General features: G+C 64.2%; 24 protein-coding genes. 8 read left to right on the forward strand and 16 right to left on the reverse strand.

The window, feature by feature from the left end:
- The 8 genes from NHF53_RS10410 to NHF53_RS10445 all read right to left on the reverse strand — a co-directional run bounded on the left by NHF53_RS10410 (position 1) and on the right by NHF53_RS10445 (position 7,774).
- The gene (locus NHF53_RS10410; RefSeq protein WP_114361644.1) at positions 1-450 is read right to left on the reverse strand and encodes an Lrp/AsnC family transcriptional regulator; all 450 of its coding nucleotides are present in this window, start codon (positions 448-450) and stop codon (positions 1-3) included.
- Positions 451-627: 177 nt separating this feature from the next.
- Positions 628-1,020 carry a Fe-S cluster assembly scaffold SufA gene (gene sufA, locus NHF53_RS10415; protein ID WP_114361643.1) on the reverse strand — a complete coding sequence of 131 codons (393 nt, stop codon included), beginning with the start codon at positions 1,018-1,020 and terminating at the stop codon, positions 628-630.
- 76 nt (positions 1,021-1,096) lie between these two features.
- A complete protein-coding gene (locus NHF53_RS10420; RefSeq protein WP_112684953.1) occupies positions 1,097-1,477 on the reverse strand; it encodes an SUF system Fe-S cluster assembly protein in 381 nt (126 codons plus the stop codon).
- Positions 1,478-1,487: 10 nt separating this feature from the next.
- Entirely contained in the window at positions 1,488-2,732 is a 1,245-nt protein-coding gene (locus tag NHF53_RS10425; RefSeq protein ID WP_252834120.1) for a cysteine desulfurase, read from the reverse strand.
- Positions 2,725-3,999 carry a Fe-S cluster assembly protein SufD gene (sufD, locus tag NHF53_RS10430; RefSeq protein ID WP_252834121.1) on the reverse strand — a complete coding sequence of 425 codons (1,275 nt, stop codon included), beginning with the start codon at positions 3,997-3,999 and terminating at the stop codon, positions 2,725-2,727. Before sufD ends, NHF53_RS10425 begins: the two co-directional genes overlap by 8 nt.
- A gap of 23 nt (positions 4,000-4,022) precedes the next feature.
- Complete coding sequence (gene sufC / locus NHF53_RS10435; protein WP_252834122.1) at positions 4,023-4,778, reverse strand: Fe-S cluster assembly ATPase SufC; 756 nt, start codon at positions 4,776-4,778, stop codon at positions 4,023-4,025.
- 216 nt (positions 4,779-4,994) lie between these two features.
- A complete protein-coding gene (gene sufB / locus NHF53_RS10440; protein WP_252834123.1) occupies positions 4,995-6,464 on the reverse strand; it encodes a Fe-S cluster assembly protein SufB in 1,470 nt (489 codons plus the stop codon).
- A 143-nt stretch (positions 6,465-6,607) separates the two neighbouring features.
- The gene (locus NHF53_RS10445; protein ID WP_252834124.1) at positions 6,608-7,774 is read right to left on the reverse strand and encodes a cysteine desulfurase family protein; all 1,167 of its coding nucleotides are present in this window, start codon (positions 7,772-7,774) and stop codon (positions 6,608-6,610) included.
- 217 nt (positions 7,775-7,991) lie between these two features.
- On the opposite strand from NHF53_RS10445, the gene NHF53_RS10450 reads away from it, so the two are divergent.
- Positions 7,992-8,669 (forward strand): alpha/beta hydrolase, encoded by a 678-nt coding sequence (locus NHF53_RS10450; RefSeq protein ID WP_112684965.1) that lies wholly within the window; start codon positions 7,992-7,994, stop codon positions 8,667-8,669.
- Between the two features lie 95 nt (positions 8,670-8,764).
- Here the strand turns inward: NHF53_RS10450 and NHF53_RS10455 are convergent, their stop codons facing one another.
- Positions 8,765-9,934 (reverse strand): diguanylate cyclase, encoded by a 1,170-nt coding sequence (locus NHF53_RS10455; RefSeq protein ID WP_252834125.1) that lies wholly within the window; start codon positions 9,932-9,934, stop codon positions 8,765-8,767.
- Positions 9,935-10,043: 109 nt separating this feature from the next.
- Entirely contained in the window at positions 10,044-11,189 is a 1,146-nt protein-coding gene (locus tag NHF53_RS10460; RefSeq protein WP_252834126.1) for an anhydro-N-acetylmuramic acid kinase, read from the reverse strand.
- 124 nt (positions 11,190-11,313) lie between these two features.
- On the opposite strand from NHF53_RS10460, the gene tyrS reads away from it, so the two are divergent.
- Positions 11,314-12,567: a tyrosine--tRNA ligase gene (gene tyrS, locus NHF53_RS10465; RefSeq protein ID WP_252834127.1), complete on the forward strand. Its 1,254-nt coding sequence runs from the start codon at positions 11,314-11,316 to the stop codon at positions 12,565-12,567.
- A 57-nt stretch (positions 12,568-12,624) separates the two neighbouring features.
- Here tyrS and NHF53_RS10470 read toward each other — a convergent pair whose 3' ends face one another.
- Positions 12,625-16,035: an AsmA-like C-terminal region-containing protein gene (locus NHF53_RS10470; RefSeq protein ID WP_252834128.1), complete on the reverse strand. Its 3,411-nt coding sequence runs from the start codon at positions 16,033-16,035 to the stop codon at positions 12,625-12,627.
- Positions 16,036-16,158: 123 nt separating this feature from the next.
- Between NHF53_RS10470 and NHF53_RS10475 the strand changes: the two genes are divergently transcribed.
- From NHF53_RS10475 to NHF53_RS10500, 6 genes are all read left to right on the forward strand, one after another.
- The gene (locus NHF53_RS10475) at positions 16,159-16,635 is read left to right on the forward strand and encodes a peroxiredoxin (protein WP_252834129.1); all 477 of its coding nucleotides are present in this window, start codon (positions 16,159-16,161) and stop codon (positions 16,633-16,635) included.
- Between the two features lies 1 nt (position 16,636).
- Positions 16,637-17,464, forward strand: a complete 828-nt coding sequence (locus NHF53_RS10480) for a ferritin-like domain-containing protein (RefSeq protein WP_252834130.1) — start codon at positions 16,637-16,639, stop codon at positions 17,462-17,464.
- A gap of 160 nt (positions 17,465-17,624) precedes the next feature.
- Positions 17,625-18,914 carry a peptidoglycan DD-metalloendopeptidase family protein gene (locus NHF53_RS10485; protein ID WP_252834131.1) on the forward strand — a complete coding sequence of 430 codons (1,290 nt, stop codon included), beginning with the start codon at positions 17,625-17,627 and terminating at the stop codon, positions 18,912-18,914.
- A 58-nt stretch (positions 18,915-18,972) separates the two neighbouring features.
- Positions 18,973-19,596, forward strand: a complete 624-nt coding sequence (locus tag NHF53_RS10490) for a LysE family transporter (protein WP_252834132.1) — start codon at positions 18,973-18,975, stop codon at positions 19,594-19,596.
- 148 nt (positions 19,597-19,744) lie between these two features.
- The gene (locus tag NHF53_RS10495; protein ID WP_114361630.1) at positions 19,745-21,229 is read left to right on the forward strand and encodes a DEAD/DEAH box helicase; all 1,485 of its coding nucleotides are present in this window, start codon (positions 19,745-19,747) and stop codon (positions 21,227-21,229) included.
- Positions 21,229-21,636: an NUDIX domain-containing protein gene (locus NHF53_RS10500; protein WP_112684983.1), complete on the forward strand. Its 408-nt coding sequence runs from the start codon at positions 21,229-21,231 to the stop codon at positions 21,634-21,636. The genes NHF53_RS10495 and NHF53_RS10500 overlap by 1 nt, the downstream gene beginning before the upstream one ends.
- On the opposite strand, the gene NHF53_RS10505 is transcribed toward NHF53_RS10500, so the two are convergent.
- Genes NHF53_RS10505 through NHF53_RS10525 form a run of 5 tightly spaced genes read right to left on the reverse strand, consistent with a single transcriptional unit; the run spans position 21,624 to position 25,886 of the window.
- Positions 21,624-21,965: a TfoX/Sxy family protein gene (locus NHF53_RS10505; protein ID WP_252834133.1), complete on the reverse strand. Its 342-nt coding sequence runs from the start codon at positions 21,963-21,965 to the stop codon at positions 21,624-21,626. The two genes, NHF53_RS10500 and NHF53_RS10505, sit on opposite strands and share 13 nt — an antisense overlap.
- 4 nt (positions 21,966-21,969) lie before the next feature.
- Positions 21,970-23,601, reverse strand: coding sequence for an NTP transferase domain-containing protein (locus tag NHF53_RS10510; RefSeq protein WP_252834134.1), 1,632 nt, complete (start codon positions 23,599-23,601; stop codon positions 21,970-21,972).
- Complete coding sequence (locus NHF53_RS10515) at positions 23,598-24,302, reverse strand: XdhC family protein (protein WP_252834135.1); 705 nt, start codon at positions 24,300-24,302, stop codon at positions 23,598-23,600. The genes NHF53_RS10510 and NHF53_RS10515 overlap by 4 nt, the downstream gene beginning before the upstream one ends.
- The gene (locus NHF53_RS10520; protein WP_114361626.1) at positions 24,302-24,631 is read right to left on the reverse strand and encodes an XdhC family protein; all 330 of its coding nucleotides are present in this window, start codon (positions 24,629-24,631) and stop codon (positions 24,302-24,304) included. Before NHF53_RS10520 ends, NHF53_RS10515 begins: the two co-directional genes overlap by 1 nt.
- Entirely contained in the window at positions 24,615-25,886 is a 1,272-nt protein-coding gene (locus NHF53_RS10525; protein ID WP_252834136.1) for a VWA domain-containing protein, read from the reverse strand. The genes NHF53_RS10520 and NHF53_RS10525 overlap by 17 nt, the downstream gene beginning before the upstream one ends.
- Position 25,887: the final 1 nt, after the last annotated feature.

Raw genomic sequence — 25,887 nt, forward strand, 5'->3', positions numbered from 1 at the left:
TCAGATCTCCGGAGGCGTGAACGGGGTTTCGGTTATGGTGGAGAGTGCAATCACGGTCTCGCTGCGGGCGAGAAAACCGCGCGCCTTGAGATCGGCGAGAAAGTCCTCGATGTCTGTCAACGCACCGACCCTGATCTTGATGAGATAGGACCAGGCGCCGGTGATGTGGTGACACTCCGCGATCGACCTGTGATCGGTCATATAGGCACGGAACGCCTCCTCGTTCGCCCGCGCATCCAGTGACACGAAGACGAAGGCGAGAATGTCCATCCCCAACGCGGCGTGGTCGGCATCCACCGTGAAGCGCTTGATGGCTCCCGACGCCAGAAGCCGCCGCATGCGCTCGTTGACAGCTGAGGGAGAGAGGCTTACATGCTCACCGATATCGCTGAGCGAGCGCCGTGAATCCTCGGCGAGAAGGCTGATGATTTTGTGGTCTATTGTATCCATGGCCGCAAACTATACAAATTGCGGAACGTAGAGCAATAGTTTTTGCAGAAAATTCACACGGAAGCGCAGAGCCTCCGGGCGCTACGCCTGCGAATTCGAAAGCCGCGCGCCCTTCGGGCGGCCGCTGACGGCTGAAGAAACAGCTATCGGAAACAGAGTGGAAGAGCAGGTGACTGCTCAGCCGGCGGTCACTGCTGCGTCCTTCTGGCGTGCGAGCTCGGCGAGGTCCGCCGCCTTCAGTTCGACCGACTCGCCGCAGCCGCAGGCCGAGGTCTGGTTGGGATTGCTGAAGGTGAAGCCGGAGCGCAGCTTCGTCGTCTCGAAATCCATCTCGGTGCCGAGCAGATAGAGGACTGCCGCCGGATCGACCCAGACCTTCGCACCGTCGCGCTCGATGAGATCGTCCCTGGCGCTCGGCGCCGTCACGAGCTCGATCGTGTATTCCATGCCGGCGCAACCGCCCTTCTTGATCCCGACGCGAACGCCCTGTGCATCCGGTCCGGAACTGTCGACGATCGCACGGACACGCTGAGCCGCAGCGTCCGTCATGGTCATGACTTGAAAGCCCATTTCCTGTCTCCTGCCGCAGCCGGGTTCAAGGTCCGGCGCTTCGGTCATACAAATGTAGTTCTGGTCTTGACGACGATCAATACCAACCGACCGCCACCTGGGCCTCTTCCGACATCCGGTCGGGCGTCCATGGCGGATCGAAGGTCATCTCGACCTCGACGCCGGAGACGCCCTCGACGGCACTGACGGCGTTCTGCACCCAGCTCGGCATCTCGCCGGCGACGGGGCAGCCAGGCGCCGTCAGCGTCATGACGATCTTGACCATGCGGTCGTCGTCGATGTCGATCTTGTAGATCAGCCCGAGCTCGAAGATGTCGGCCGGGATTTCCGGATCGTAGACGGTCTTGAGCGCCGCGACGATGTCGTCCGAAAGACGCGCGAGCTCCTCCTGCGGGATGTTCGACTGCACGATATCCTCGCGGAAGTCCGGCTTCTGTTCGCTCTCGTTCACACTCATGAGCGGCTCCTCAGGCAAAAAATGTACGCGCGTAATCGAGCGCATCGGCCAGCGCATCGACTTCGGCGCGGGTATTGTAGAGGCCGAACGACGCCCGGCAGGTCGATGTCACGCCGAAGCGCGCAAGCAATGGCTGCGCGCAATGCGTGCCCGCCCGGACCGCGACCCCGCGGCGATCGATCAGCATCGAGACGTCGTGGGCATGGATACCCGCAAGCTCGAACGAGAAGATCGCGCCCTTGCCCGGCGCGTTGCCGATGATGCGAAGCGAATTGATCGCCCGCAGCCGTTCCTCGGCATAGGCGGCAAGTTCCGCCTCGTGGGCGGCGATCGCCTCGCGGCCGAGGCTGTCGATGTAATCGAGGGCATGGCCGAGGCCGATCGCCTGGACGATCGGTGGCGTGCCCGCCTCGAAGCGATGCGGCGGGTCGTTGTAGGTCACACGGTCTTCGGTCACCTCGACGATCATCTCGCCGCCGCCCATGAAGGGCTGCATTTCCTTGAGCCGCTCCGTCTTGCCGTAAAGTGCGCCGATCCCGGATGGGCCATAGAGCTTGTGGCCGGTGACGGCGTACCAGTCGCAGTCGATGTCGCGGACATCGACCGGCATGTGGACGGCGCCCTGACTGCCGTCGACCAGCACCGGAATGCCGCGCTCATGGGCGATGCGGCAGACCTCCTTGACCGGCACGACGGTGCCGGTCGCATTCGACATATGGGTGATCGCGACGAGCTTGGTCCGCTCGGTCAGGCACTTCTCAAAGTCCTCGATGTGGAAGGCACCGTCATCGTCGACCGGCACCCAAACGAGTTTGGCGCCTTTGCGCTCACGCAGGAAATGCCAGGGCACGATATTCGAATGGTGTTCGAGGATCGACAGCACGATCTCGTCGCCCTCGCCGATATGCGTCATGCCGTAGCCGTAGGCGACGGTGTTGATCGCCTCGGTCGAGGACTTGGTGAAGACAATCTCGTCAACCGAGCCGGCATTCAGAAACCGGCGCACCTTCTCGCGCGCGCCCTCATAGGCCTCGGTCGCGGCATTCGAGAGGAAATGCAGGCCGCGATGCACGTTCGCGTATTCGTGCGCATAGGTGTGCGAGATTGCGTCGATCACCTGCCTCGGCTTCTGGGCCGAGGCGGCGTTGTCGAGATAGACGAGCGGCTTGCCGTAGACCTCGCGCGAGAGGATCGGGAAATCCTGCCGGACGCGCTCGACGTCATAGCCCGCGATTGTCGAGGAGAGATCAGCCATGGTGTTCCAGCCAGTCCGAGATCACCCCTTCCAGGGCATCAACCAGCGCCTCGCTTTCCAGTTCCTCGACGATCTCGGCGACGAAAGCCCGCACGAGCAGGGCCCGCGCCTGCTTCTCCGGAATGCCACGCGACATCAGGTAGTAGAGATGGTTGTGGTCGATGTCGGCGACCGTCGCGCCATGGGCGCACTGCACGTCGTCGGCAAAGATCTCCAGCTCGGGCTTGACCGAGAACTCGCCATCGTCCGAGAGCAGCAGCGTGTTGCAGGCCATGCGGGCGTCGGTCTTCTGGGCATCCGGGGCCACCTTGATCATCCCCTGGAAGACACCGCGACCGCGATCGAAAACGACGTTGCGCACGACTTCGGTCGAGGTGGTGTTCGCGACGTCGTGGCCGAGCGTCATCGTGACGTCGACATGGCTCTCGCCGCCGATCAGGTTGATGCCACGCAGGGTGAAGTCGGAGCCCTCGCCGGCGGTGCGGACATGGACTTCCTGCCGCACCAGCTTGCCGCCGACATTGATGACGAAGAGGCGGAACTTCGCGTCTTCCCCGAGTTCGGCCTTGATCTGGCCGAGATGGGTGTCGTCCTTGCCTTGCGCCTGCAGGATGATCCAGGTCACCTCGGCGCCCTCGCCGAGAACGAGATCGCTGACGGCAGAGACGAGCGCCGGTCCCGTGCCGGAGCCGATGTGCCGCTCGATCACCGTCACCCGGCTCTTCGCGCCGAAGGTGACGGGATAGCGGACATGGAGCTGACCGGCGCCGTGGACGGACTGCAGTTCGATCGGCGCCTCGACGACCGTGTCGGCATCGACCGAGACGGCAAAGCCGTCGCGCACGAAACTGCTGTTGATGCGTCCGATGGTGTCGTCGCGATCATAGGCGACGAGCCGCGCGGCGGCGGAGCCGTCGGCCAGCGTGCTGCGGAAGGTCTGGACGCCGACACCGTCCGGCGCGCGGACCTCCCGGGCCACCCCCTGCAGGACGGCAAACAGGCTCGATCCAGCCACGACGCGCGAAGCCGTGGTGGCATCCGTCGCCGGCACGAACTCCGGAACGACACGCAGGAGGTTCCTCAGGTCCGTATAGTGCCAGGCCTCGACCCGGCGGGTCGGCAGGCCGCCGCGCTTCAGTTCATCGAAAAGCCGGTCGCGGGCCGCGAGAACACCGCCGTCGCCCGGCAACTCGCCGATCTGGTCCGAATAGCTTTCAATCAGCTGCGTTTCTGCCGCCGTCAGTCGGTTGGCTGCTTGCAGGGTCATCGTCAGGACTCCTTCCCGGCCGGTCAGGCCGCTTGCCCGATGATGTCGGCATAGCCGCCGGCTTCGAGCTCTAGCGCCAGGTTCTTGTCGCCGGTCTTGACGATCTGCCCTTTGTAGAGGACGTGGACGGTGTCCGGCACGATGTAGTCGAGGAGCCGCTGGTAGTGGGTGATGACGATGGTCGCACGGTCCGGCGACTTCAGCGCGTTCACGCCGTCGGCGACGATCTTCAGCGCGTCGATGTCGAGGCCGCTGTCCGTCTCGTCGAGGATGCAAAGCTTCGGCTCCAGGAGCGCCATCTGCAGGATCTCGGCGCGCTTCTTCTCGCCCCCGGAAAAGCCGACATTGAGCGGCCGCTTCAGCATGTCGGGAGAGATCTTTAGCTCGGCGGAGGCTTCCTTGACGCGACGCATGAATTCCGGCGTCGTCAGTTCCGGCTCGCCGCGCGCCTTGCGCTGCTCGTTCATCGCCACCTTGAGGAACTGCATGGTGGCGACGCCCGGAATTTCGACCGGATACTGGAACGCGAGGAAGATGCCCTTCGCCGCACGCTCGGCCGGGTCGAGTTCCAGGATGCTCTCGCCATTGTAGAGAATGTCGCCCTCGGTGACCTCGTAGTCCTCGCGCCCCGACAGAATGTAGGAGAGCGTCGACTTGCCGGAGCCGTTCGGCCCCATGATCGCCGCGACCTCGCCGGCCTTGACGGTGAGGTTCAGGCCACGGATGATTTCGGTGCCGTCTTCGGCGATCCGGGCGTGCAGGTTTCTGATTTCAAGCATGTCTGTGTTCCTGTTCTTAGGGCGGTTCAAGAGCCGCCTGTCGATCATCGGTACGCCGTCCGGCGTCTTGCAATTCCCTCATCCTCGGGCTTGTCCCGAGGACCTACTGGTCAATCAATTACGCGCATCGCGTTCAGCTTCGCCGGTAGCAGGTCCTCGGGACAAGCCCGAGGATGACGACAGCCTTTGGCCGTGCGTGTGCTCCCGCCGCCATCATCACCCCACGCTTCCCTCGAGCGAGATGTTGATCAACTTCTGGGCTTCGACGGCGAATTCCATCGGCAACTGCTGGATGACGTCGCGGACGAAGCCGTTGACGATCAGGGCGATCGCCTCTTCTTCGGGAATGCCGCGCTGCATGGCGTAGAACTTCTGGTCCTCGGAGATCTTCGAGGTGGTCGCCTCGTGCTCGACCTTCGCCGTCGTGTTCTTGGCCTCGATATACGGTACTGTATGCGCGCCGCACTTGTCGCCGATCAGGAGCGAATCGCAGTTGGTGAAGTTGCGGGCGTTCTCGGCCTTGCGGTGGATCGACACCTGGCCGCGATACGTATTGTTCGAGCGGCCGGCGGAGATACCCTTCGAGATGATGCGGCTCGACGTGTTCTTGCCGAGGTGCAGCATCTTGGTGCCGCTGTCGACCTGCTGGTAGCCGTTCGAAACCGCGATCGAGTAGAACTCGCCGCGCGAACCGTCGCCACGCAGGATGCAGGACGGATATTTCCAGGTGATCGCCGAGCCGGTTTCGACCTGCGTCCAGGAGATCTTGGAATTCTTGCCGCGGCAATCGCCCCGCTTGGTGACGAAGTTGTAGATACCGCCCTTGCCGTCCTTGTCGCCCGGATACCAGTTCTGAACCGTCGAGTACTTGATTTCGGCATCATCGAGGGCGACGAGTTCGACGACCGCCGCATGCAGCTGGTTCTCGTCGCGCTGGGGTGCGGTGCAGCCTTCGAGATAGGAGACGTAGGCTCCCTCCTCGGCGATGATCAGCGTGCGCTCGAACTGGCCGGTGTTCTTCTCGTTGATGCGGAAATAGGTCGAAAGCTCCATCGGGCAGCGAACGCCCTTCGGCACGAAGACGAATGATCCGTCGGTAAACACGGCGGTATTGAGCGTCGCATAATAGTTGTCGCTGACCGGAACCACCGAGCCCAGGTATTTCTGTACCAGTTCGGGATATTCGCGGATCGCTTCCGAGATCGACATGAAGATCACGCCGGCCTTCTTCAGCTCGTCCTTGAAGGTGGTGACGACGGAGACGCTGTCGAACACGGCGTCGACGGCGATCTTCGACGTTTCCACGCCCGCCAGGATTTCCTGCTCCTTCAGCGGAATGCCGAGCTTCTCATAGACCTTCAGCAGCTCCGGATCGACCTCGTCGAGGGATTTCGGGCCTTCCGCGGTCTTCGGAGCGGCATAGTAATAGATGTCGTTGAAGTCGATCTTCGGATAGTGGACGCGCGCCCAGGTCGGCTCCTCCATGGTGAGCCAGCGGCGGTAGGCGTCGAGACGCCATTCCAGCATCCATTCCGGTTCGTTCTTCTTTGCGGAAATGAAACGGATGATGTCCTCCGACAGGCCTTTCGGAGCCTTGTCGACTTCGATCATCGTCTCAAAACCGTACTTGTACTGATCCACATCGATCTGGCGAACCTGATCGATCGTTTCCTGTACGGCAGCCATGCTCGTTCTCCAATCTTGCCGGGTCCAAGGTCCGACAGCTTGATGACGCAGAAGCGGAAACCGCCCCTTATGTAATTGCCAGAGGCGTGTATTTCACCCCTCGTCGCAAGCGGAAAATTGACTTTCCGCAAGTTTATCCCGTTTCAGGCCGCCTCGCCGGCCATCTTGCGCCGCGATGCGACCCGCGAAAAGATCTCGATCGCCCGCTCGACCTCGTCCGCCGTCGTGGAGGGACCCAGCGAGATGCGCAGCCCACCGGTCTTGGCATCATGTCCCATCGCCGTCAGCACGTGGCTCTGCCCGACCTTGCCCGACGAGCAGGCCGCGCCCGCAGACAAAGCGAGACCTTCGAGGTCGAAGGCGATCTGCCCCGTCTCCGCCTTCATCCCCGGCAGCGTGAAGAAGCAGGTATTGGCGACCCGCACCTCGTCCGCGCCATGGATGATGACATCGGAGGCCGCCGCACGCATGCCGCCTTCGAGGCGGCTCCGCAAGGCGCCGATTGCCGCATTCCGTTCGGCAAGGCCCTCAGACATCCATTGCGCAGCAGCGCCGAAACCGACGATCGCCGCGACATTCTCCGTTCCGGCGCGATGCCCCTTCTCCTGCCCGCCGCCCTTCAGGAGCGGCACCGGCATCAGCGTCTCGCCGCGCGAAACGAGTGCGCCGGCACCCTTGGGGCCACCGATCTTGTGGGACGACAGGATGAGGAAATCGGCGCCGAGCATGCCCATGTCGATCGCGATGCGGCCGGCAGCCTGTACCGCGTCGACCACGAGCAACCCACCGTGGCCATGCACGACACGAGCGACATCGGCGACCGGCTCGATGACGCCCGTCTCGTTGTTGACGAGCATGACGGCGACCAGTGGCAAGCCCTCTTCCTTCGGATGAGCCTCCAGAAGACGTTCGAGAGCGCCGACATCGACGACGCCGGAAGCAGTCACCGGAATCTCGCGGACACGATCGGTGGCGAAACGTCCACCCTCGCGCAGCGCCGGATGCTCGATCGCCGAGACGTAGAGCATGGACGCGTGGAGCGGCGCCCGTCCCATGCGGAATTCGGGCGTCAGTACATGGTTCGCAGCTTCGGTCGCACAACTGGTGAAGGTCACGTGCGAGGGCTCCGCGCCCACAAGTGCGGCGACCTGCCGGCGAGCCTTCTCCACCATGGCACGGGCCGTGCGCCCCTCGGCATGCACCGATGACGGGTTGCCCGGTTCGGCCAATGCATCGAGCATGGCCGCACGCGCGTCGCCGAGCAAAGGCGCCGTCGCGTTCCAGTCCATGTAGATGCGTTGTTTCGCCATGACTATTTTCGCTTTTGACCCATTCCAGTCCGCTCGGCGCATTTTTCTTGAAATTTCCGCCGCGCTTGCCTTATGACACGTCCAACAATGGGTGACCCATCATCCAGTTTCGAACGGTTCTAAACTTTGTTCTAGAAAAGCTGACTGCATTCGTCAAGTCATCGCGCTGCCCTGTGGACAGTCTGGAACCGAAAAAACACGAACGACCGGAGTATCCATGCCCGAAGTGATTTTCAACGGCCCTGCCGGCCGCCTCGAAGGCCGCTACCAGCCGTCCAAAGAGAAGAGTGCGCCGATCGCGATCATCCTGCATCCGCATCCGCAGTTCGGCGGCACGATGAACAACCAGATCGTCTACCAGCTCTTCTACATGTTCCAGAAGCGCGGCTTCACGACGCTGCGCTTCAACTTCCGCGGCATCGGCCGCAGCCAGGGCGAATTCGACCACGGCGCGGGCGAGCTTTCCGACGCCGCCTCCGCTCTCGACTGGGTGCAGAGCCTGCACCCAGATTCCAAGAGCTGCTGGGTCGCCGGCTACAATTTCGGTGCCTGGATCGGCATGCAGCTACTGATGCGCCGTCCGGAGATCGAAGGCTTCCTCTCGATCGCGCCGCAGCCGAACACCTACGACTTCTCCTTCCTCGCGCCCTGCCCGTCCTCCGGCCTCATCATCCATGGCGATGCCGACAAGGTGGCTCCGGAAAAGGACGTCCAGGGTCTGGTCGACAAGCTCAAGACGCAGAAGGGCATCCTGATCACCCACAAGACCATTCCGGGCGCCAACCATTTCTTCTCCGGCCAGGTGGAAACATTGCTGGCCGAATGCGAAGACTACCTCGATCGCCGCCTCGAGGGCGAACTGGTGCCGGAGCCGGCTGCCAAGCGCATCCGCTGACGAGGTACGGGCCCGTCCGGGGCCGACCTGTTCCATTCCCCGGGAATCACAATCAAGGCGCGGCTCCTGCGGACCGCGCCTTTCTTCATGCGGCGTCAGGAGGCGAGCGCCTGCGGACCGCCGGCCAGTTGCACCTGGTCGCGGCCGGCCGCCTTGGCGGCATAAAGGGCGGTGTCCGCCCGCTGCATCGCCCGCTCCAGCGTGTCACCGCCGAAAATCGAGGCGACGCCGAAGCTCGCCGTGATCGTCTCGTTCTCGCAGAACTGCCCGAGGCCGACCGACGACATGGCGCCACGGATGTTGTGGGCGCATTCACGCGCAAGCTCGCTGTCGACCGCCGGAATGTAGATCGCGAATTCCTCGCCGCCGATGCGCGCCACCTCGGCATCGCTCGGCGCAGCCTCGCGCAGCACGCGGGCGAAGGTCTGGATGACGATGTCTCCGACGTGATGGCCAAAGTTGTCGTTGATCCGCTTGAAGTGATCGATGTCCGCAAGGATCAGTGCGCCCGCCGCCATCTCGTTCTCCCGCTCCAGCCGCGGCGCCACGCGCCTTGCGAAGCCGCGCCGGTTGAAGATGCCGGAAAGCGGATCGATGTCGGCCTTCGCTACCGCGTCCTCGATCGCCTCCTTGACGAAAACGCCCACCATTGCGAGCCCCGCGGCAACGATCAGCACGGCGCCGAACCCCTGCGACACCAGCGCGAACTTGCTGAGCAGATAGTCGTCTGCGGTCTCGCCCGCACCGACCTTGACCGCAACATATGCCTTGAACGGAAAGAAGGCGGCACTCAGCGCCAGCATGGAGAATAGCGTCAGATCTGCAGCCGATCGGCGCCCGGAACCGTAGACAGCGAAGGCCGAAAGCGCCATGGCCAGGAAGAACGGCGTCTGGTAGGCGACCGAATGCACGACCGATCCGCGCGGCAGGTCGTAGATCAGGAAATCGGTAAAAACACCCGATACGAAGAGCAACCAGAAGACACTGCTGGGAACGCGAAGCCCGTAGTGCCGGGCGATGCTCCGGGCGAGCAGGCAAAAGCCCCCGAACATCGACACGAAGGCGCCGATCGCGAAGAAGCGGACATGACCGGTCAGGGGGATCAGGGCCTCGCAGACGGCCGACAGCGAAGCGATGGCAAAGGCAGCGGCAAAGCCGAGGCCGGAACGACGCGACGGCCCCTTCAACGCGACGACACCAAACACGAGCACGAAAATCTGGGCGATCACGAAGTTCACGGCCAGAAGCGAAAATGCCGCGTCCATTCTGCTAACAACCACTCCCCCGGGCCATTCACGGCAACTACACGCATAACAAGAATGCGCTACTGTGCGCAATCTAAGATACTATATGCGTAAGCCATAAAACAAAGGATTAATGTTGAGAGCAAGGCCCGATCGCGTCGAAGACTGCAACAATACCGCCCGTGACCGGCTTTTCCACACCAGTTGTCCCCGGAAAGGTCAAAGGCAAGCCCTTCAAGGAACGAACAGCCAGATAGGCCCAGGCCTCCGCCTCCATGGCGTCACCGTCGAAACCCGCCTGCTCGGCCGTCAGCAAGACCGCGCCGATCCGTTCTGCTTCGTTCCTGAGATCGCCCATGATGGTGTCGTTGTGGCGACCACCACCGCAGATCACGAACGTCTTCGGCATCTCCCCGAGATGACCGGCCGACCGAAAAATCGCCGCCGCGGTGACGTAGGCGAGCGTGCGCGCGCCATCGGAAAGCTCGGCATCGCCGCCCTCCGGCGGCAGGAAGTCGTTTCGGTCGAGCGACCGGCGTTTCTCGTCCGTAAAGAACGGACTGGCGAGATAGCGGTCTGCAAGCGCAGGCAGCACCCGGCCTTCGCTCGCGATCCGCCCGCCTTGGTCGAAGGGAATGCCGGCATGGGCCTGCACCCACTGATCGATCAGCGTATTGCCGGGTCCGCTGTCGAAGGCGACGATCGCACCGTCCGCGCCGACACAGGTGAGATTGGAGATACCGCCGATATTGACGAAACAGACCGGCCAGCGCGGATTGTCGAGATTGCGGGCGAGTGCCGCGTGATAGACGGGAACGAGCGGCGCGCCCTGCCCGCCATGCGCCATGTCGTTCGCCCGCATGTCGTAGACGACAGGAATGCCGATCTCCCGCGACAGCAGCGCACCATCGCCGATCTGTACCGTCAGCGCCTCGTCGGGGCGATGCAGGACCGTCTGTCCGTGGAAGCCGACGACATCAATACCATCAGGCAAAATATTGTTTTCACTCAGGAAGGATCGGACGGCATCGGCATGCCGTAACGTCAGGTCACGCTCGAGACCGGCAAGGCTTCCCGGCCGTTCGTCGCGTTTCATGATTGCCTTGGCGTCCTCGAGACCGTGCTTCAGACGATCTCGAAAGGCTGGGTCGTAGGGGACGGAAAGGTTCTGCCGTCGTACGACCACGCCCTCGCCGTCGGTTTCCAGCATCGCGACATCGATCCCGTCTATCGACGTGCCGCTCATCAGTCCGATTGCGGTGAAGATTTCTGCCATGGCCTGCCCTGCCGACTCGCGTGGTCACACCCCAACATTCATGACCGAAACAGGTGCACATTTCAAAAAACAATGCTAAAGCGCCGCCACTCCCGCATTCCGTTTTCCAGAAAGCCCAGTCGTCATGAAGAAGTTCAAGTCCGATTTCCTCCACACGATGCAAGAGCGCGGCTTCATTCATCAGATTTCCGATGAATCCGGCCTCGACGATCTGCTGACGAAGGAAACCGTGACCGCCTATATCGGCTTCGACCCGACGGCGCCCTCGCTGCATGCCGGCTCGCTGATCCAGATCATGATGCTGCACTGGTTCCAGGCGACCGGCCACCGTGCGATCTCGCTGATGGGCGGCGGCACCGGCATGGTCGGCGACCCCTCGTTCAAGGACGAGGCGCGGCAGCTCATGACCATCGAAACGATCGAGAGCAACATCGCCTCGATCAAGAAGGTCTTCTCGAATTACCTGAACTACGGCGACGGCCCGAAGGACGCGCTGATGATCAACAACGCCGACTGGCTGCGTTCGATCAACTATCTCGAGTTCCTCCGCGACGTCGGACGCTACTTCTCGGTCAACCGCATGCTGTCCTTCGACAGCGTCAAGACGCGGCTCGAGCGCGAACACTCGCTCTCCTTCCTCGAATTCAATTACATGATCCTGCAGGCCTACGACTTCGTCGAACTTGCCAAGCGCTACGGCTGCCGGCTGCAGATGGGCGGCTCCGACCAGTGGGGCAACATCATCAACGGCATCGATCTCGGCCACCGCATGGGCACGCCGCAGCTCTATGCATTGACCTCGCCGCTACTCACCACCTCTTCCGGTGCGAAGATGGGCAAGTCGGCGACGGGCGCCGTCTGGCTCAACGCGGACATGCTGTCGGCCTATGATTTCTGGCAGTACTGGCGCAACACCGAGGATGCGGACGTGCCGCGCTTCCTGAAGCTCTACACCACCTTGCCGATGAGCGAGGTCGGGCGCCTGTCGACCCTTGCCGGCTCGGAAATCAACGAGGTGAAGAAGATCCTCGCGACCGAGATCACCGCGATCCTGCACGGCCGCGCCGCAGCCGAAGAGGCCGCCGAGACCGCCCGCAAGACCTTCGAGGAAGGCGCGATCGCCGACAACCTGCCGTCGATCGAAGTGCCGACCGGCGAACTCGAGGCCGGCGTCGGCCTGCTCAACCTGATGGTCCGGGCGGGTCTTGCCGCCTCCAACGGCGAAGCGCGCCGCCACGTCCAGGGCGGCGCAGTCCGCATCAACGACAAGGCGGTCGCCGACGAACGCATGGCCGTCGGCACCGGCGAGGTCACGACGGACGGCGTGATCAAGCTCTCGCTCGGCAAGAAGAAGCATATCCTGGTGCGCCCGGCCTGATCCGGCATCATTCCGATCGAACACGCAAGCCGGCGCCTGACGCGCCGGCTTTCTCTTTTACCGGAATTCGAAGATCTGCCGGAAGACGCCGGGCGCGATGATCGACAGCGGATTGACGACCAGCTTCGGCTGCTCTGTGGCGCCCGTGAGCTTGAAGGTGATGCCGAGAAGGCCGCGGTCGCGGCCGTTGCCGAGCAGGATCCCGATCACCGGCAACTCCGCGAAGAGGCGGTTCAGCCCGTAGGCCGGCATGAAGGTGCCGGTAAGGTCGATCCGCCCCTGGCTGTCGCGCACGAGCCCCTGGAAGGTCGCGCCGACCTGCTCACCGCGCACGACGCCGTTTTCGATCCGCAGTGTCTCGTTGCTGTAGATCAACCGGGCGAAGCCACGCTGGAAGCGTGCGGAACTGACGTCGATATCCCGCTTGACGGCCTTGTTGAGGCTTCGCCCGTCGGCGCCCGCAGGCGTCGAGACAATCGACTGCAGGCGCTGTTCGTTGTCGAGGCTGAAATTGCGAAGATCGACGGAACCGTTCCAGATGCCGTTCTCATTCTCCTTCATCTTCAGGTTCAGCAGTCCGCCGTTCATGCGGCTGTAGAGATTGGCGAAGCGGGCGACGGCGCCGGCGTCTCCGCTCGTCACCGACACCTCGCCGAGTCCGGATGGCCTGCGCATCTGCCCGACGATGGCCTGGCCGTTTGCCGTCACGGCCGAAAAGTCGAGCCCGGAGAGCTTGCCGCTACGCGAGGCGTAGTCGAGCGTCACATTCGACAGGGCCTCGTCGCCAAAGCCGACCATGCGGTCGAGTCGGGCGTCGACACTGACGTTCGGGTCCGAACCGGCATCGCCGTCTTCATCTTTCCCCGGCGATTTCATCCGGTCGAGCAGCGAGCGGACATCCGCCGACTTACCGTTGACCGCAACCTGGAAGCCACCCTTGGCCTGGCGGATCACGACCGAGTAATCGTCGCTCGGCGACAGCCTGACGCGCGCAAGATCGGCGGAAACGAGCCCGTTCTTGTCGACGACCATCGAACCGCGGAGCCCAAACCCGTCGCCGTCGAGGACGAACTTGTCGATTGCAGACTGCTTTTCGCCCTCCGTCACCTCCAGCTTCGCCTTGGCGGCAATTCCCGCGCCCTTGGTCCAGCCGAGCCACGGAACGGTCAGTACTGCGCGCGTAAGGTCTGCGGTCACCGCCTGCCGCTTTTCGTCGAGGCGGTCCAATTGCACGGTCACCGATCCGCCGATGATCCGCTCGAGGCCCGGAGCGAAACGGCCGATATCGCCACCATCGAGCACCACCTTGACCTGGCGCTCACGATGGAACTGCGGGTCCTCCCCGACCGGCTCGGAAACGGCGAGTTCCATCGAAATGCCATCAATGTCGGCCTTGCCCTTCAGCCGCGCCGCCTTCGGATCGACGTCGAGAGCCGCGTTCAGATTGTCGATCTTCCGCCCGGAAAAAGGCTTCGCGAGATTGACGTCGGCAAGATCGAGATGCGCCTTCCACACCGGTTCAGGCGGGTTCTGCTCGGATATCAGGCCGAGGCGCACCTCGGCCGTTCCCTTGACCGTCCCCTTGAAATCGGCGGCCTCAAAACCGACGCGCTTCAGGGCGTTGATCGGCCGGAACGAGACCAGTTCGGCAACGGAGTCCGCGCTGCCGGCGACGGCGATCTTGAGGTCCGCCATCAGCGGCTTGGTGTAGATCTCGCCGAGAACCAGTTCGCCGCTCTCGACCTTCACGCTGCGGCCTGAGGGGAAGTACGAGGTCGCCGTCTTGATGGTCGTCGTCACCTTCGGCCCGGCGAGCTCGAAATGGGCGTCAGTGTCGCGCAGCGGCGGAATATCCCCGGTGACGTTCATCCGAGCGTTGACGACGTCGAAACTGATCCTGAGCTCGTTCTCGTCGAGGTGGAGCGGCCGCGGTTCCACCGACATGCGGCCCCTCGGAATGAACACCTGCACCGACCCTTCGGTCACCGTTCCGCCGAAGATGTTGGCAAGCACCCATCGACGCGGCTTGTCGGCAATCCAGTACGGCCAGAGCTGCTTGACGACGGTCGTCTGCATGTTCGCAAACCGTGCGCCGAAGCTGACTTCCGGCCCCTCGCCCTCGAAGAAGCGCACCCTCATCGACCCGGTCATCTGCCCCATCGGGGTCGAGACGCTCAAAGTGTCGAGTTGCAGTTCAGCGCTGTCGTAGAGGAAGCGTCCGAAGATCTTGAACGAGAAGGGAAAAGGCTGCTCCCCGGCGGCCGGCACGCTGGCGAGGCCCTGGTCGACGAGCAGGTCGATACCGATGCCCGGACCGGCCGCTTCGTTTCCGGGCAGGCGGTCGAGGTCGATCAATCCGCCGGAGATCGGCATGATCATAGGCCCGAAATCGACCCTTGAGGAGGCGACTTCGATCGTGTCCTTCGAAAAATCATAGGCGAAATTGAGCGTGCCGCGCGTCACTTCCTGCGGGTTGCCGTCCTGGTAGAGCGTGCCGCCACGGGTCTGCGCGATCATCGAAACGGCCGGCTTCTCCGTCGCGCTTCCACGCCGGGCGGAGATGGTCACCTCCGCGAAGCCGTCATATCCCTGACGAGGATCGCCGCGCGAATCACGCCGGAGCAGGAACGGCGTGAGGCGCACGTCGCCGATCCACGCGCTGAACGAGCGCGTGAGCCCGTCGGCGTTCGTCGCCTTTGCCGAGATCGGGCTGTCGTAGCCGTTGATCGCCAGCGTTCCGGCAATCGTCAGCGAAGCGTCAACGCCGCGCTCCATTACAAGGTTGCGGACCGAAAGCAGGACGGGCCGCGTGCGCGCCTTGCCCATCGCAATCTCGAGGCCGTCGAGGCGCATGCGATCGAGGCCGCCCTTCGAAATGAATCCCTGCATCAGGTCGAGCTGCGTGAACGCCGCCTCGAGCAGCGTCGGGACGGCATCGATCCTGACCTTGGTAAAGTCGAGCGGCGGCCCCGACGAAAAGAGCGATTCGTCGACCGACACGCCGTCCGCCTCGATCTCGCTCACGGAGAAGCGGCCGGAAAGCAGTGCGATCGGATCGACCACGAGGCGGACCGCCTCCGTCTCCGCCGCAACGAGCCCGTCGCTCTCGCGGTGTACGAAGACGTCCCGCGCCTCGACGGCAAGCTTCCACTCCCTGGAGAAGCGCACCGCCGTGCCCGAAATCTCCGCACGATATTGCGGAGCGAGCGCATTGTTCAGAACTCTCTGTGCACCGTTCGCGAAGGTAGCGTCGAGCGCCCCGCTTTCGATCACGACGAAAAACCCGCCGCACAGGACGGCGGAGAGCAGGAACAGACCGAATGTGAAGCGCGCGACGCGGCCCAGCCATGTGGATCGTGGCGGACAATGCACGATCAGCGGATCCTCGGCGCGCGCAGACGGCAGGTCGTGCAAGGGAACGATGTCTTTCTTGCTGAACCTTACCTTTTCGCCGCGGATTTCTCCCATGTGCTGGCGATTGTCTCCGTTTGCCCGCTCCCGACGCAATCCGATGTTGGACTGCCGCCATGCGGACTATATATCGATGGTCGCGTATTTCATCCACAAAACGGGCAAAAGAAAGGTTATCCCATGGCAGAATTGGCACCCGGAGACTTGGCGCCCGATTTCGAGCTTCCCCGTGACGGCGGAGGGACCGTGTCACTGAAGGAATTCGCCGGGCGCCCGGTGGTTCTCTACTTCTACCCGAAGGACAACACGACCGGCTGCACCGCCGAGGCGATCGATTTCACCGCGCTCGCTCCCGAGTTCGAGAAGAAGGGCGCCGTCGTGATCGGCATGTCCGCCGACCCGGTGAAGAGCCACGACAAGTTCATCGCCAAGCACGGGCTGACAGTCATTCTCGGCTCCGACGAAGACGCGAAAGTGATGACGGATTACGGCGTCTGGCGGGAAAAGAGCATGTATGGCCGCACCTACCTGGGCGTCGTCCGCACGACGTTCCTGATCGGCCCCGACGGCCATATCGTCAATATCTGGGACAAGGTGAAGGTCAAAGGCCACGCCCAAGAGGTGCTCGACGCCGTCGCCGCGCTCGGGGACATCTGAGATGGACGAATACGACGAGATCCGGTCGCTGCGCGCCGGGGCGACGCTGGCGATCAGCGCGAGCGATCTCGACCGCAAGACGGCGCTCGCACAGGCGACCGCCCGCCGCTGGCATGCCCGCAGGCTCTCGTTGCGCTCGCCGCTCGATCCGGAAGTTCCCGAGCGCCCCGGCCGTCCCTCACGGCCGGAGCTCGTGCCGCCCAAGGCGGTCGAGAAGCGCTCGCTGCACACACTCCCCGGCCGCATAGCCCTCCTGCACGCCCTCGCCCATATCGAGCTCAACGCTGTCGATCTCGCCCTCGACATCGTCGCGCGATTCGCCACCGAGCCGGTCCCGCATTCCTTCTTCGACGGCTGGATGCAGGTCGCCTTCGAGGAGGCCAAGCATTTCGGCATGGTGCGCGAGCGTCTGCGCGCGCTCGGTGCCGACTACGGCGACATGCCGGCCCATGACGGCCTCTGGCAGGCGGCGCATTCAACCCGCAACGACCTGACGGCGAGGCTCGCCGTAGTTCCGCTCATCCTCGAGGCCCGCGGGCTGGACGTCACCCCCTCGCTCCAGGAAAAGATGCGCGAAACCGGTGACTTCGAGAGCGCCGAAGTGCTGAAGGTCATCTACGAGGACGAGAAGGGTCATGTGGCGATCGGCGCCAAATGGTTCCGTTTCCTCTGCGCACGGGAACGGAAAGACCCCGCACGGACCTTCCAGGACCTGGTGCGCGTGAACTTCCGCGGTGCGCTCAAGGCGCCCTTCAACGATCTCGCCCGCGCCGAAGCCGGGCTGACGCCTTCCTTCTATCGCTCGCTCACCTCGACAAGCAGCGGTTGACGCCCGTCGGTCACCTCCCGCGATCACCGAACTCAAACCTTTGTTAACCTTAACAATGTCTAATTGCGACGAGCCAGCGGGAGCCGAAAAAGCTCCAGCTCTCCCGTCGCGAGAAGGAATGGCTCGCGCGGAGTTCGCCCGGCCAAGTTGAGGAAAGCCCGTGACCGCAAGAGCAGGCCATCACGTCTTCGGAAAGCGCCGGACCCAGCACGTCATCATTCTCGCAAGCGGCGACAAGATCCGCCACATGACGGTTCGTCCGTGGATGGCGGCACTCGCCTTCTGCTTCTGCGGCGTCATGGCGATCGGCTATCTCGGCGCCACCACCTATCTCGTCATGCGCGACAATCTGATCGGCGCCTCCATGGCGCGGCAGGCGCGCATGCAGCATGTCTACGAAGACCGCATCGCCGCGCTGCGCGCGCAGGTCGACCGCGTGACGTCGCGGCAGCTCCTCGACCAGCAGGTGGTCGAAGAAAAGGTCGAAAAGCTGCTCGAACAGCAGATGGCGCTTTCTTCCCGCCACGGACGGCTTGGTGCCCTGCTTGACCGGGCGGAACAATCCGGCCTCGACACGGGGGCGCCCGTGCCAGCGGTACGGCCGGCGGACGGCGCAAAGCAGGCCAGCCTCACCGGCGGGATCAAGGCAATCGAGAGCCTGCTCGGCAAACCTGCCGCGGAACCGCAGGGAACGGAGGTCGCAGCGCTCGGCTACGCCCCGGCCGGCGAATCGGTCGCCGACCGCACCGACCGCATCTTTTCGAGGGTGACGATCTCGCTGAAGGATATCGAACAGGAACAGTTCGACCGCATTCGCGACCTCACCGACGGCGCCGTCGAAACCGCCGACAAGATCGAGACCATCCTCGCGCGTAACGGTGTGGCGGTGCAAACCGAAACGCCCGCTGCAGCAGCCGATGCGATCGGCGGCCCCTATCTTGCGCCCCAGCCCGCCACGTCTTTCGAAGCCTCGCTGAACAGCCTCGACACTGCGCTCGCCCGCCTCGAGACCGCCCGGGAGACCGCGACCGACCTTCCCTTCGGCAATCCGGCGCCCGGCCGCGACATCACGAGCGGGTTCGGCAATCGCCGCGATCCCTTCCTCGGCCGGCTGGCACTCCATGCGGGGATCGACTTCCGCTCCCCTGTGGGGGGTGAAATCCGCGCCTCCGGCCGCGGCAAGGTGATCACCGCCGGCCCCGTCGGCGGTTACGGCAACATGGTCGAGATCGACCACGGCATGGGCTTCACCACCCGGTACGGACACATGTCGCGCATTCTCGTCAAGGTCGGCGACGAGATCGCGCCCGGAGAGGTCATCGGACAATCGGGAAGCACCGGCCGCTCCACCGGCCCCCACCTCCACTACGAGGTCCGCCGCAACGGCGCGCCGATCGATCCGATGCACTTCGTCAACGCCGGGCTGAAGCTTTCCACGCTGATCGATTGACGCGAAACCTTCACACGCTAAAGTATAGCCCGAACAACAAGACGAGAGGGATATGCGCGTGGAGACGACCACCCTTCTGGCTTTTGCCGCCGCTTTCTTCGTCTTTGCCGCAAGCCCCGGCCCCGATAACATGACAATCATGGCGCGAACGGTCTCCGCCGGCCCCGCCTCGGGCATCGCCTACGGGATCGGCACCTTGATCGGCATCCTGATCTATCTTGCGCTCGCGGCCTTCGGCCTTTCGATGATCGCGGGCGAGATGGGGCTCTTGATGACGGCCGTGCGCTACGTCGGGGCGGCCTATCTCGTCTACATGGGCATCCGCTTGTGGACCAGCGAGCCTGTTCTGCCGCAGGCGCGGCCGCTCGAACACCGACGCGACCTCGTGGCCGTCTGCCTGACGGCCGTCGCGCTCAATCTCGGCAATCCGAAAATGCCGCTCTTCTATCTCGCCCTGCTGCCGAATTTCGTCGACGCGGACTTCCGCCCGGCAGACTATCTTTCACTCGCCGCAGCAATCGTCGCCGTCGAGGTCGTGGTGGTCGGCGGGCATGTCTGGCTTGCACACCGGGCGCGTCGGCTGTTGACGACGCCGCGCATAGTAAAGGCGGTCAATCGTGCGGCCGGAAGCGTGCTTGCCACGGCCGGTGCGGCAGTAATGGTGTCGCATCGCGGCAGTTGAACGATTACATTCACCCTTTGTTACGACAGATCGTCCAGTTTTCTTGACTTTCGGGGATTTTGGCACTATCCCGCGCTTACGTTGACGCCGGCGCTTCGCAGGCGTTCGAATTGTGTTCGCAAGAACCGGAACAGAAACAGATCCCCCATTGACCACGTTTTCTGACCTTGGCCTGAGCCAAAAAGTACTTTCAGCCGTCACCGATGCCGGCTACACGACCCCGACCCCGATCCAGGCCGGTGCCATTCCCTTCGCGCTGCAGCGCCGCGACATCTGCGGAATTGCGCAGACGGGAACGGGCAAGACCGCCTCCTTCGTATTGCCGATGCTGACGCTGCTCGAAAAGGGCCGCGCGCGCGCCCGCATGCCGCGCACACTGATCCTCGAACCGACGCGCGAACTCGCCGCGCAGGTCGCCGAGAACTTCGAGAAGTACGGCAAGAATCACAAGCTCAACGTCGCACTGCTGATCGGCGGCGTTTCCTTCGACGAACAGGACCGCAAGCTGGAACGCGGCGCCGACGTGCTGATCTGCACGCCCGGCCGCCTTCTCGACCATTGCGAGCGCGGCAAGCTCCTGATGACCGGCGTCGAGATCCTCGTCATCGACGAGGCCGACCGCATGCTCGACATGGGCTTCATCCCCGACATCGAGCGCATCGCCAAGATGATTCCCTTCACCCGCCAGACGCTGTTCTTCTCGGCGACCATGCCGCCGGAAATCCAGAAGCTGGCCGACCGCTTCCTGCAGAATCCGGAGCGGATCGAGGTCGCCCCGCCGTCGTCGACGGCGAAGACGGTCACCCAGCGGCTCGTCGCCTCCAACAACAAGGACTACGAGAAGCGGGAGGTGCTGCGCAACCTCATCCGCGAGCAGGACGACCTCAAGAACGCGATCATCTTCTGCAACCGCAAGAAGGATGTCGCCGACCTGTTCCGTTCGCTGGAACGCCACGGCTTCTCCGTCGGAGCCCTGCACGGCGACATGGACCAGCGTTCGCGCACCAACATGCTCGCAGGCTTCAAGGACAACCAGATCACCCTGCTCGTCGCCTCGGACGTCGCCGCCCGCGGTCTCGACATCCCGGATGTGAGCCACGTCTTCAACTTCGACGTTCCGATCCACGCCGAGGACTATGTCCACCGCATCGGCCGTACCGGCCGCGCCGGACGCTCCGGCAAGGCGTTCACGATCGTCACCAAGTCCGACACCAAGCACCTGGACGCCATCGAAAAGCTGATCGGCACCAAGATCGAATGGCAGAACGGCGACCTCACCGCCCTGCCGCCGCCCGCGGAGCACGACGAATCGCGCGTTCGCCGCGGCGCGAAGGACAAGGGTCGCGGACGCCGCGACACCGCAGGTCACAAATCTGAAAAGAAGATCGAGCAGACTGTGGCCGTCGAGATCGAAGAGACGCCAGCAAGGACGGAAAGCGTGAAGGCAGAGCGGAAGAAGGATCAACGGCCGAGCCACGCAGAGCGTCCGGCCCGCGGCGGCAGAACGCCGAACCCGGCGAACGACGATCGCCGCGAACGCCGCAGCCATTACCGCGATCGCGACGACGGCCCGACCCCGGTCGGCTTCGGCGACGACATCCCGGCCTTCATGCTGATCCAGGCCAAGGCCTGATGGGTCTTCCCGGCGTCAATTTCCCGGGCGTCGGCGTCGGGCTCGCAATCCTGCGCGACGGCAAACTCCTGCTCGCCCGCCGTCTGAAGGCGCCGGAAGCCGGTTTCTGGAACATCGTCGGCGGCAAGGTCGACCACCTCGAGCCCGCCGAACAGGCAGCAAAGCGCGAGGCCGAAGAGGAAACCGGCCTCTCGGTCGGCGCAATCGAATTCGTCTGTGCGACGGAGCAGATTATCGACGCCGACCGCCAGCACTGGATTTCCCTGCTCTACCGGACGAGTGATGTGCAGGGAGAGGCGCAACTGACCGAGCCGGACAAGATCGCCGAAATCGGCTGGTTCTCCCTCGACGACCTGCCGCAACCGCTTTCGGCGTTCACGGCAGCCCTTCTTCCCTACTTGCGCTGACCACGCGCCGGCGGTGCCCTGAGCGCCGCCTTATAGGCAAGCCGCACCCATTTCGCCATTTCTTCCGGATCGTCGTAGGCCGCGTCCGGCACCGACCAGTAGGGCATACGGACGGGCGATTTCCTCGCCTTGCCACTGTAGACCCAGCGCCGCGCACCCGCCTCCTCGAAGAGTGAAGCGCTCACCTCGTCGGCTTTCAGGAGAAGCTCCCCGTCGACGACGAGCGCCAGGATCAGTCCGTCGTGATAGATACCCTTGCCGCTGAACATCCGCCGGATCGTCACGCGACCGAGCGACTGGAAGACCTCTTCGAGCGCGTCGTTGTCCATGCTCTCACCCTTTCAGCAGCCCGCCGGCGGACAGCACCGCCTCGGGCGTATCGACGTCGAGATAGGCCACCTCGCCGAGCTCGACGTCGATGACGGCAACCCCCGAACCTTCGACGATCGAGCGAGCGCCGACATCGCCTTCGAGCGCCTGGACCGCCTCGAAAGTGGAGCGTGGCAGGATCACCGGATTGCCGCGCTTGCCGCCTGCAACCGCCCGCACGATCGCGCGTCCGCCGGCCTCGCGGAAGGCGGCGATCAGGCGCCGCAAATCCTGCGTGTCGAGGCCAGGCATGTCGGCGAGCATCACCAGCACACCGTCGGCACGCCGCGCTGCTGCGCTCGAAAAGCCGATCTTCAGCGAACTCGCCATGCCGCTCGCATGATCGGGATTGTCGACGATGTCGACGGCGAGCCCTTGGAGGGCGCCGCCGATCTCGGCCGCCCGATAGCCGGTCACGACCACGACGCCGTCGGCGCCGCTCTCGAGCGATATGCGCGCCGAGCGCCGCACGAGCGGTTCTCCGGAAAACTCCGCGAGCAGCTTATGGCGCCCACCCTCGCCCATCCGGCTCGCGCTGCCCGCGGCAAGTACGACGGCCGCGACGCGCGGCCGCGTCGGTTCCTCGGCGATCTCGCGTGGCATCGGCCGGCTCGGGATTTCCATCAGGAGGCCTCCCACTCCCATGCCCGTGAGGTCGCGCACCGTCGGTTTCTCACCGGCGAGAAGCCGGTTCAAGACCCAATCGAAACCATTCTCCTTCGGCGAGCGCGCGCAGCCCGGCGCTCCGATCACAGGCACCTCTCCGATGTGGCCGAGCACCAGCAGATTGCCGGGATCGACGGGCAGACCCACCTGCTCGACGGTTCCGCCCGCCATCCGGATCGCTTCCGGCAGCACGTCGGCGGGATCGGCGACGGCGGAAGCACCGAACAGCACCACCATCTGCGGCGCGTTCTGCGGCTCCGCCAGCGCCTGTTCGATCGCGGCGGCCACAGCCACCGCCCGATGTGCCACGCGCCGCTCGCCGACGAGCCGGCTGCCGGACGCGGCGAGGCGCAGCTCCAGAACGCGGGCGGTCTTGTCCATCACCGACGGCTTCAACGACGGAAGCTCGGTCGCGACGAGCGAGACGGCATGCGGCCGGTAATGCTTGAGACGAATTGGCGGTGCGCCGCGGAAGACGGCCGCCGCGGCCTCGACGCTCGCACGCGGCGCGGCGAGCGGGATGATCTTGACGGTCGCAAGCAAGTCGCCGTCGCGGACGTCGCTGTGATCGGCAAGGCAGGCGAAGGTGATCGCCGGATCGATGCGGTTGAAGCGGTCCACGGTGTCGCGGTCGGCGGTGAAGAGGCCGTTGCAGGTCGCATAGACGTTCACCCTGCCGGTGGCGGCCGGCGAGAAGCGCAGATGGTCGGGGTCGATCGCCTCCGCCAGTATCGCCGCCGCGGTGTCCTCATCGAGGTCATCCGCTTCGATGCGGCAGGCGATGACGGACGCGATTCCGCCCGCCCTAAGCCGCGCCACATCCGCATCGGTGATCCTGTGCCCCTTGCCGAGCCGCTCATCCGGCAGCCGGACCGAATGGGCGAGGATCAGCCCTTCGGCGCCATCGACCGGAAATTCGCCGAAGATCATCCGCGGGCCTCTTCCTTTGCGAGTTCACGCCGGCGGAACGCCTGGATGATATCGGCGAGGATGGAGACCGCGATCTCTCCGGGGGTCACCGCCCCGATGTCGAGGCCGATCGGCGCTGAGATGCGGGCGATCTCGCCGTCGCCGAAACCTTCGGCCTTCAACCGTTCCAGGCGCTTGCCGTGGGTCTTCCGGCTGCCGAGCGCGCCCACGTAGAAGCATCCGGATTTCAATGCCATCGCAATTGGATAGTCGTCGATCTTCGGATCGTGGGTGAGCGCCGCCAGTGCGGTATAGCCGTCGAGCGGGCGGGCCTTCAGCGCGTCCTCCGGCCAGTCCGCGACGAGGTTGGCACCGGCGAACCGCTCGGCGGTGGCAAAGGCCGTCCGCGGGTCGATGATCGTCAGGTCGAAGCCTGCGATACGCGCCATCGGATAGAGCGCCTGGCTGATGTGGACGGCGCCGATCACCACGATACGCGGCGGCGGCAGGTAAACATTGAGGAAGTGCGGACGTCCATCGATCTCGACTGAGCCGGACTTGCCGGAGCGCAGGCGCCCGGCGACTTCCACGCCGAGATCGCCCCCGATCGCCTCCCCCTCGACAACCAGACGGCTGCGGCCATCCTCGAGGCTGGTCACCAGGACGGCGGCCTTGCGCGCCTGCCGCGCCGCATTGAGCTCTTTCAGAAGCCGGGGATCCATCAGCCGAGCCTTTCGACATAGACACGGATACGGCCGCCGCATGAAAGCCCGACCCGCCAGGCCGTCTCGTCGGCGACGCCGAATTCGAGCATTCTCGGTTCGCCCTTTTCAAGCACGTCGAGCGCCTCGGTGATCACCGCCCCTTCCACGCAGCCGCCGGAGACGGAACCGTGGAAATTACCCTCGCCGTCGATCACCAGATGGCTGCCGACGGGTCGCGGCGCCGATCCCCAGGTCTCCACGACGGTCGCAACCGCGACCTTGCGGCCCTCGTCGAGCCATGTCTCGGCGATCGTCAGCGGATCGATCTCGTCAATGTCGTGTGCCATGATGCCCCTCCGGCAGAAAACGCCGCGGATCGCCGCCGCCGCTGCGGCCGTCGCCGAGCGCGGCGACGAGGTCGCCGAGCGCATTGAGATTGTGCACCGGCCGCAGCTCGTCGACATGCGGCAGCATCGCCCTGACGCCTCGGGCACGCGCCTCGAAGCCCTCGAAACGCAGGAGCGGGTTGAGCCAGATCAGACGACGGCAGGAGCGGTGCAGCCGGTCGATCTCGTGGACGAGGAGGTCGACATCCTCCCGCTCGAGCCCATCGGTGATCAGAAGCACCACCGCTCCCTGGCCGAGCACGCGGCGCGACCATTTGCGATTGAATTCCCGGAGCGTCTCGCCGATGCGCGTGCCGCCCGACCAGTCCCTGACCGCGCCGGCGCACTGTTCCAGAGCCTCGTCCGGATCGCGATTGCGCATCTGCCGCGTCACGTTGGTGAGCCGGGTACCGAAGAGAAAGGTGTGCACGCGCCGGCGCCGCTCCGTCATCGCGTGCAGGAAATGCAGGAAGACGCGGGTGTACTGGCTCATCGAGCCGGAAATATCGGCGAGGATCACCAGCGGCGGGTGCATCGTGCGGCGCTCGCGAAAGCGCGGAAGAATGAGCGCGCCGCCGGTGCGCATCGACGCCCGCATCGTCGCCCGCGGATCGACCGACTGCGGCCGGTGCGACGCGCGATAACGGCGCACCGGCACCTCGTCGAAGGGCAGCACGAGCCTGCCGATCTCCTTGCGCGCGAGCGCCAGTTCCGCAGCCGACATCTGCGCGAAATCCATGCCGCGCAACACTTCGCTTCCGGAGACGGTGAAGCGCGCATCGATTTCGAGTTCCGGTTCCTCTTCTTCGCGGCCTTCGCGCTGCCGTTCGGCGAAGAGCGCGTCGCTCACCCGCGCCGCCCCGGCCTTGGCCTTGTCTTTTTCACTGCGGTCGGGCGCTACCGGCGACATCATGGCGATCATCTTGCCGACGAGGTCGCGCGAGCGCCAGAAGAGACGGAAGGCCTCATCGAACACTGTCTGGTCCTCATGACGCTTGACGAAGACGGCCGAAAGCGCGGCGTGGAATTCCTCCCGCGAACCAATCCCGATCGCATCGATCGCGGCAATCGCATCGGCGACCGAGCCGGGACCGGGTTTCAGGCCGGCCTTGCGCAGCACCCGCGCAAAAAAGGCGATGTTGTCGGCAAGCCGTCCGTCGCCGACCGGAACCGGCGGAACGACGAGCCCATCCTTCCTGCCGACCTCCCTCTCCATC

The organism is Ciceribacter sp. RN22, assembly GCF_024054295.1.
Lineage (GTDB): Bacteria > Pseudomonadota > Alphaproteobacteria > Rhizobiales > Rhizobiaceae > Allorhizobium > Allorhizobium lividum.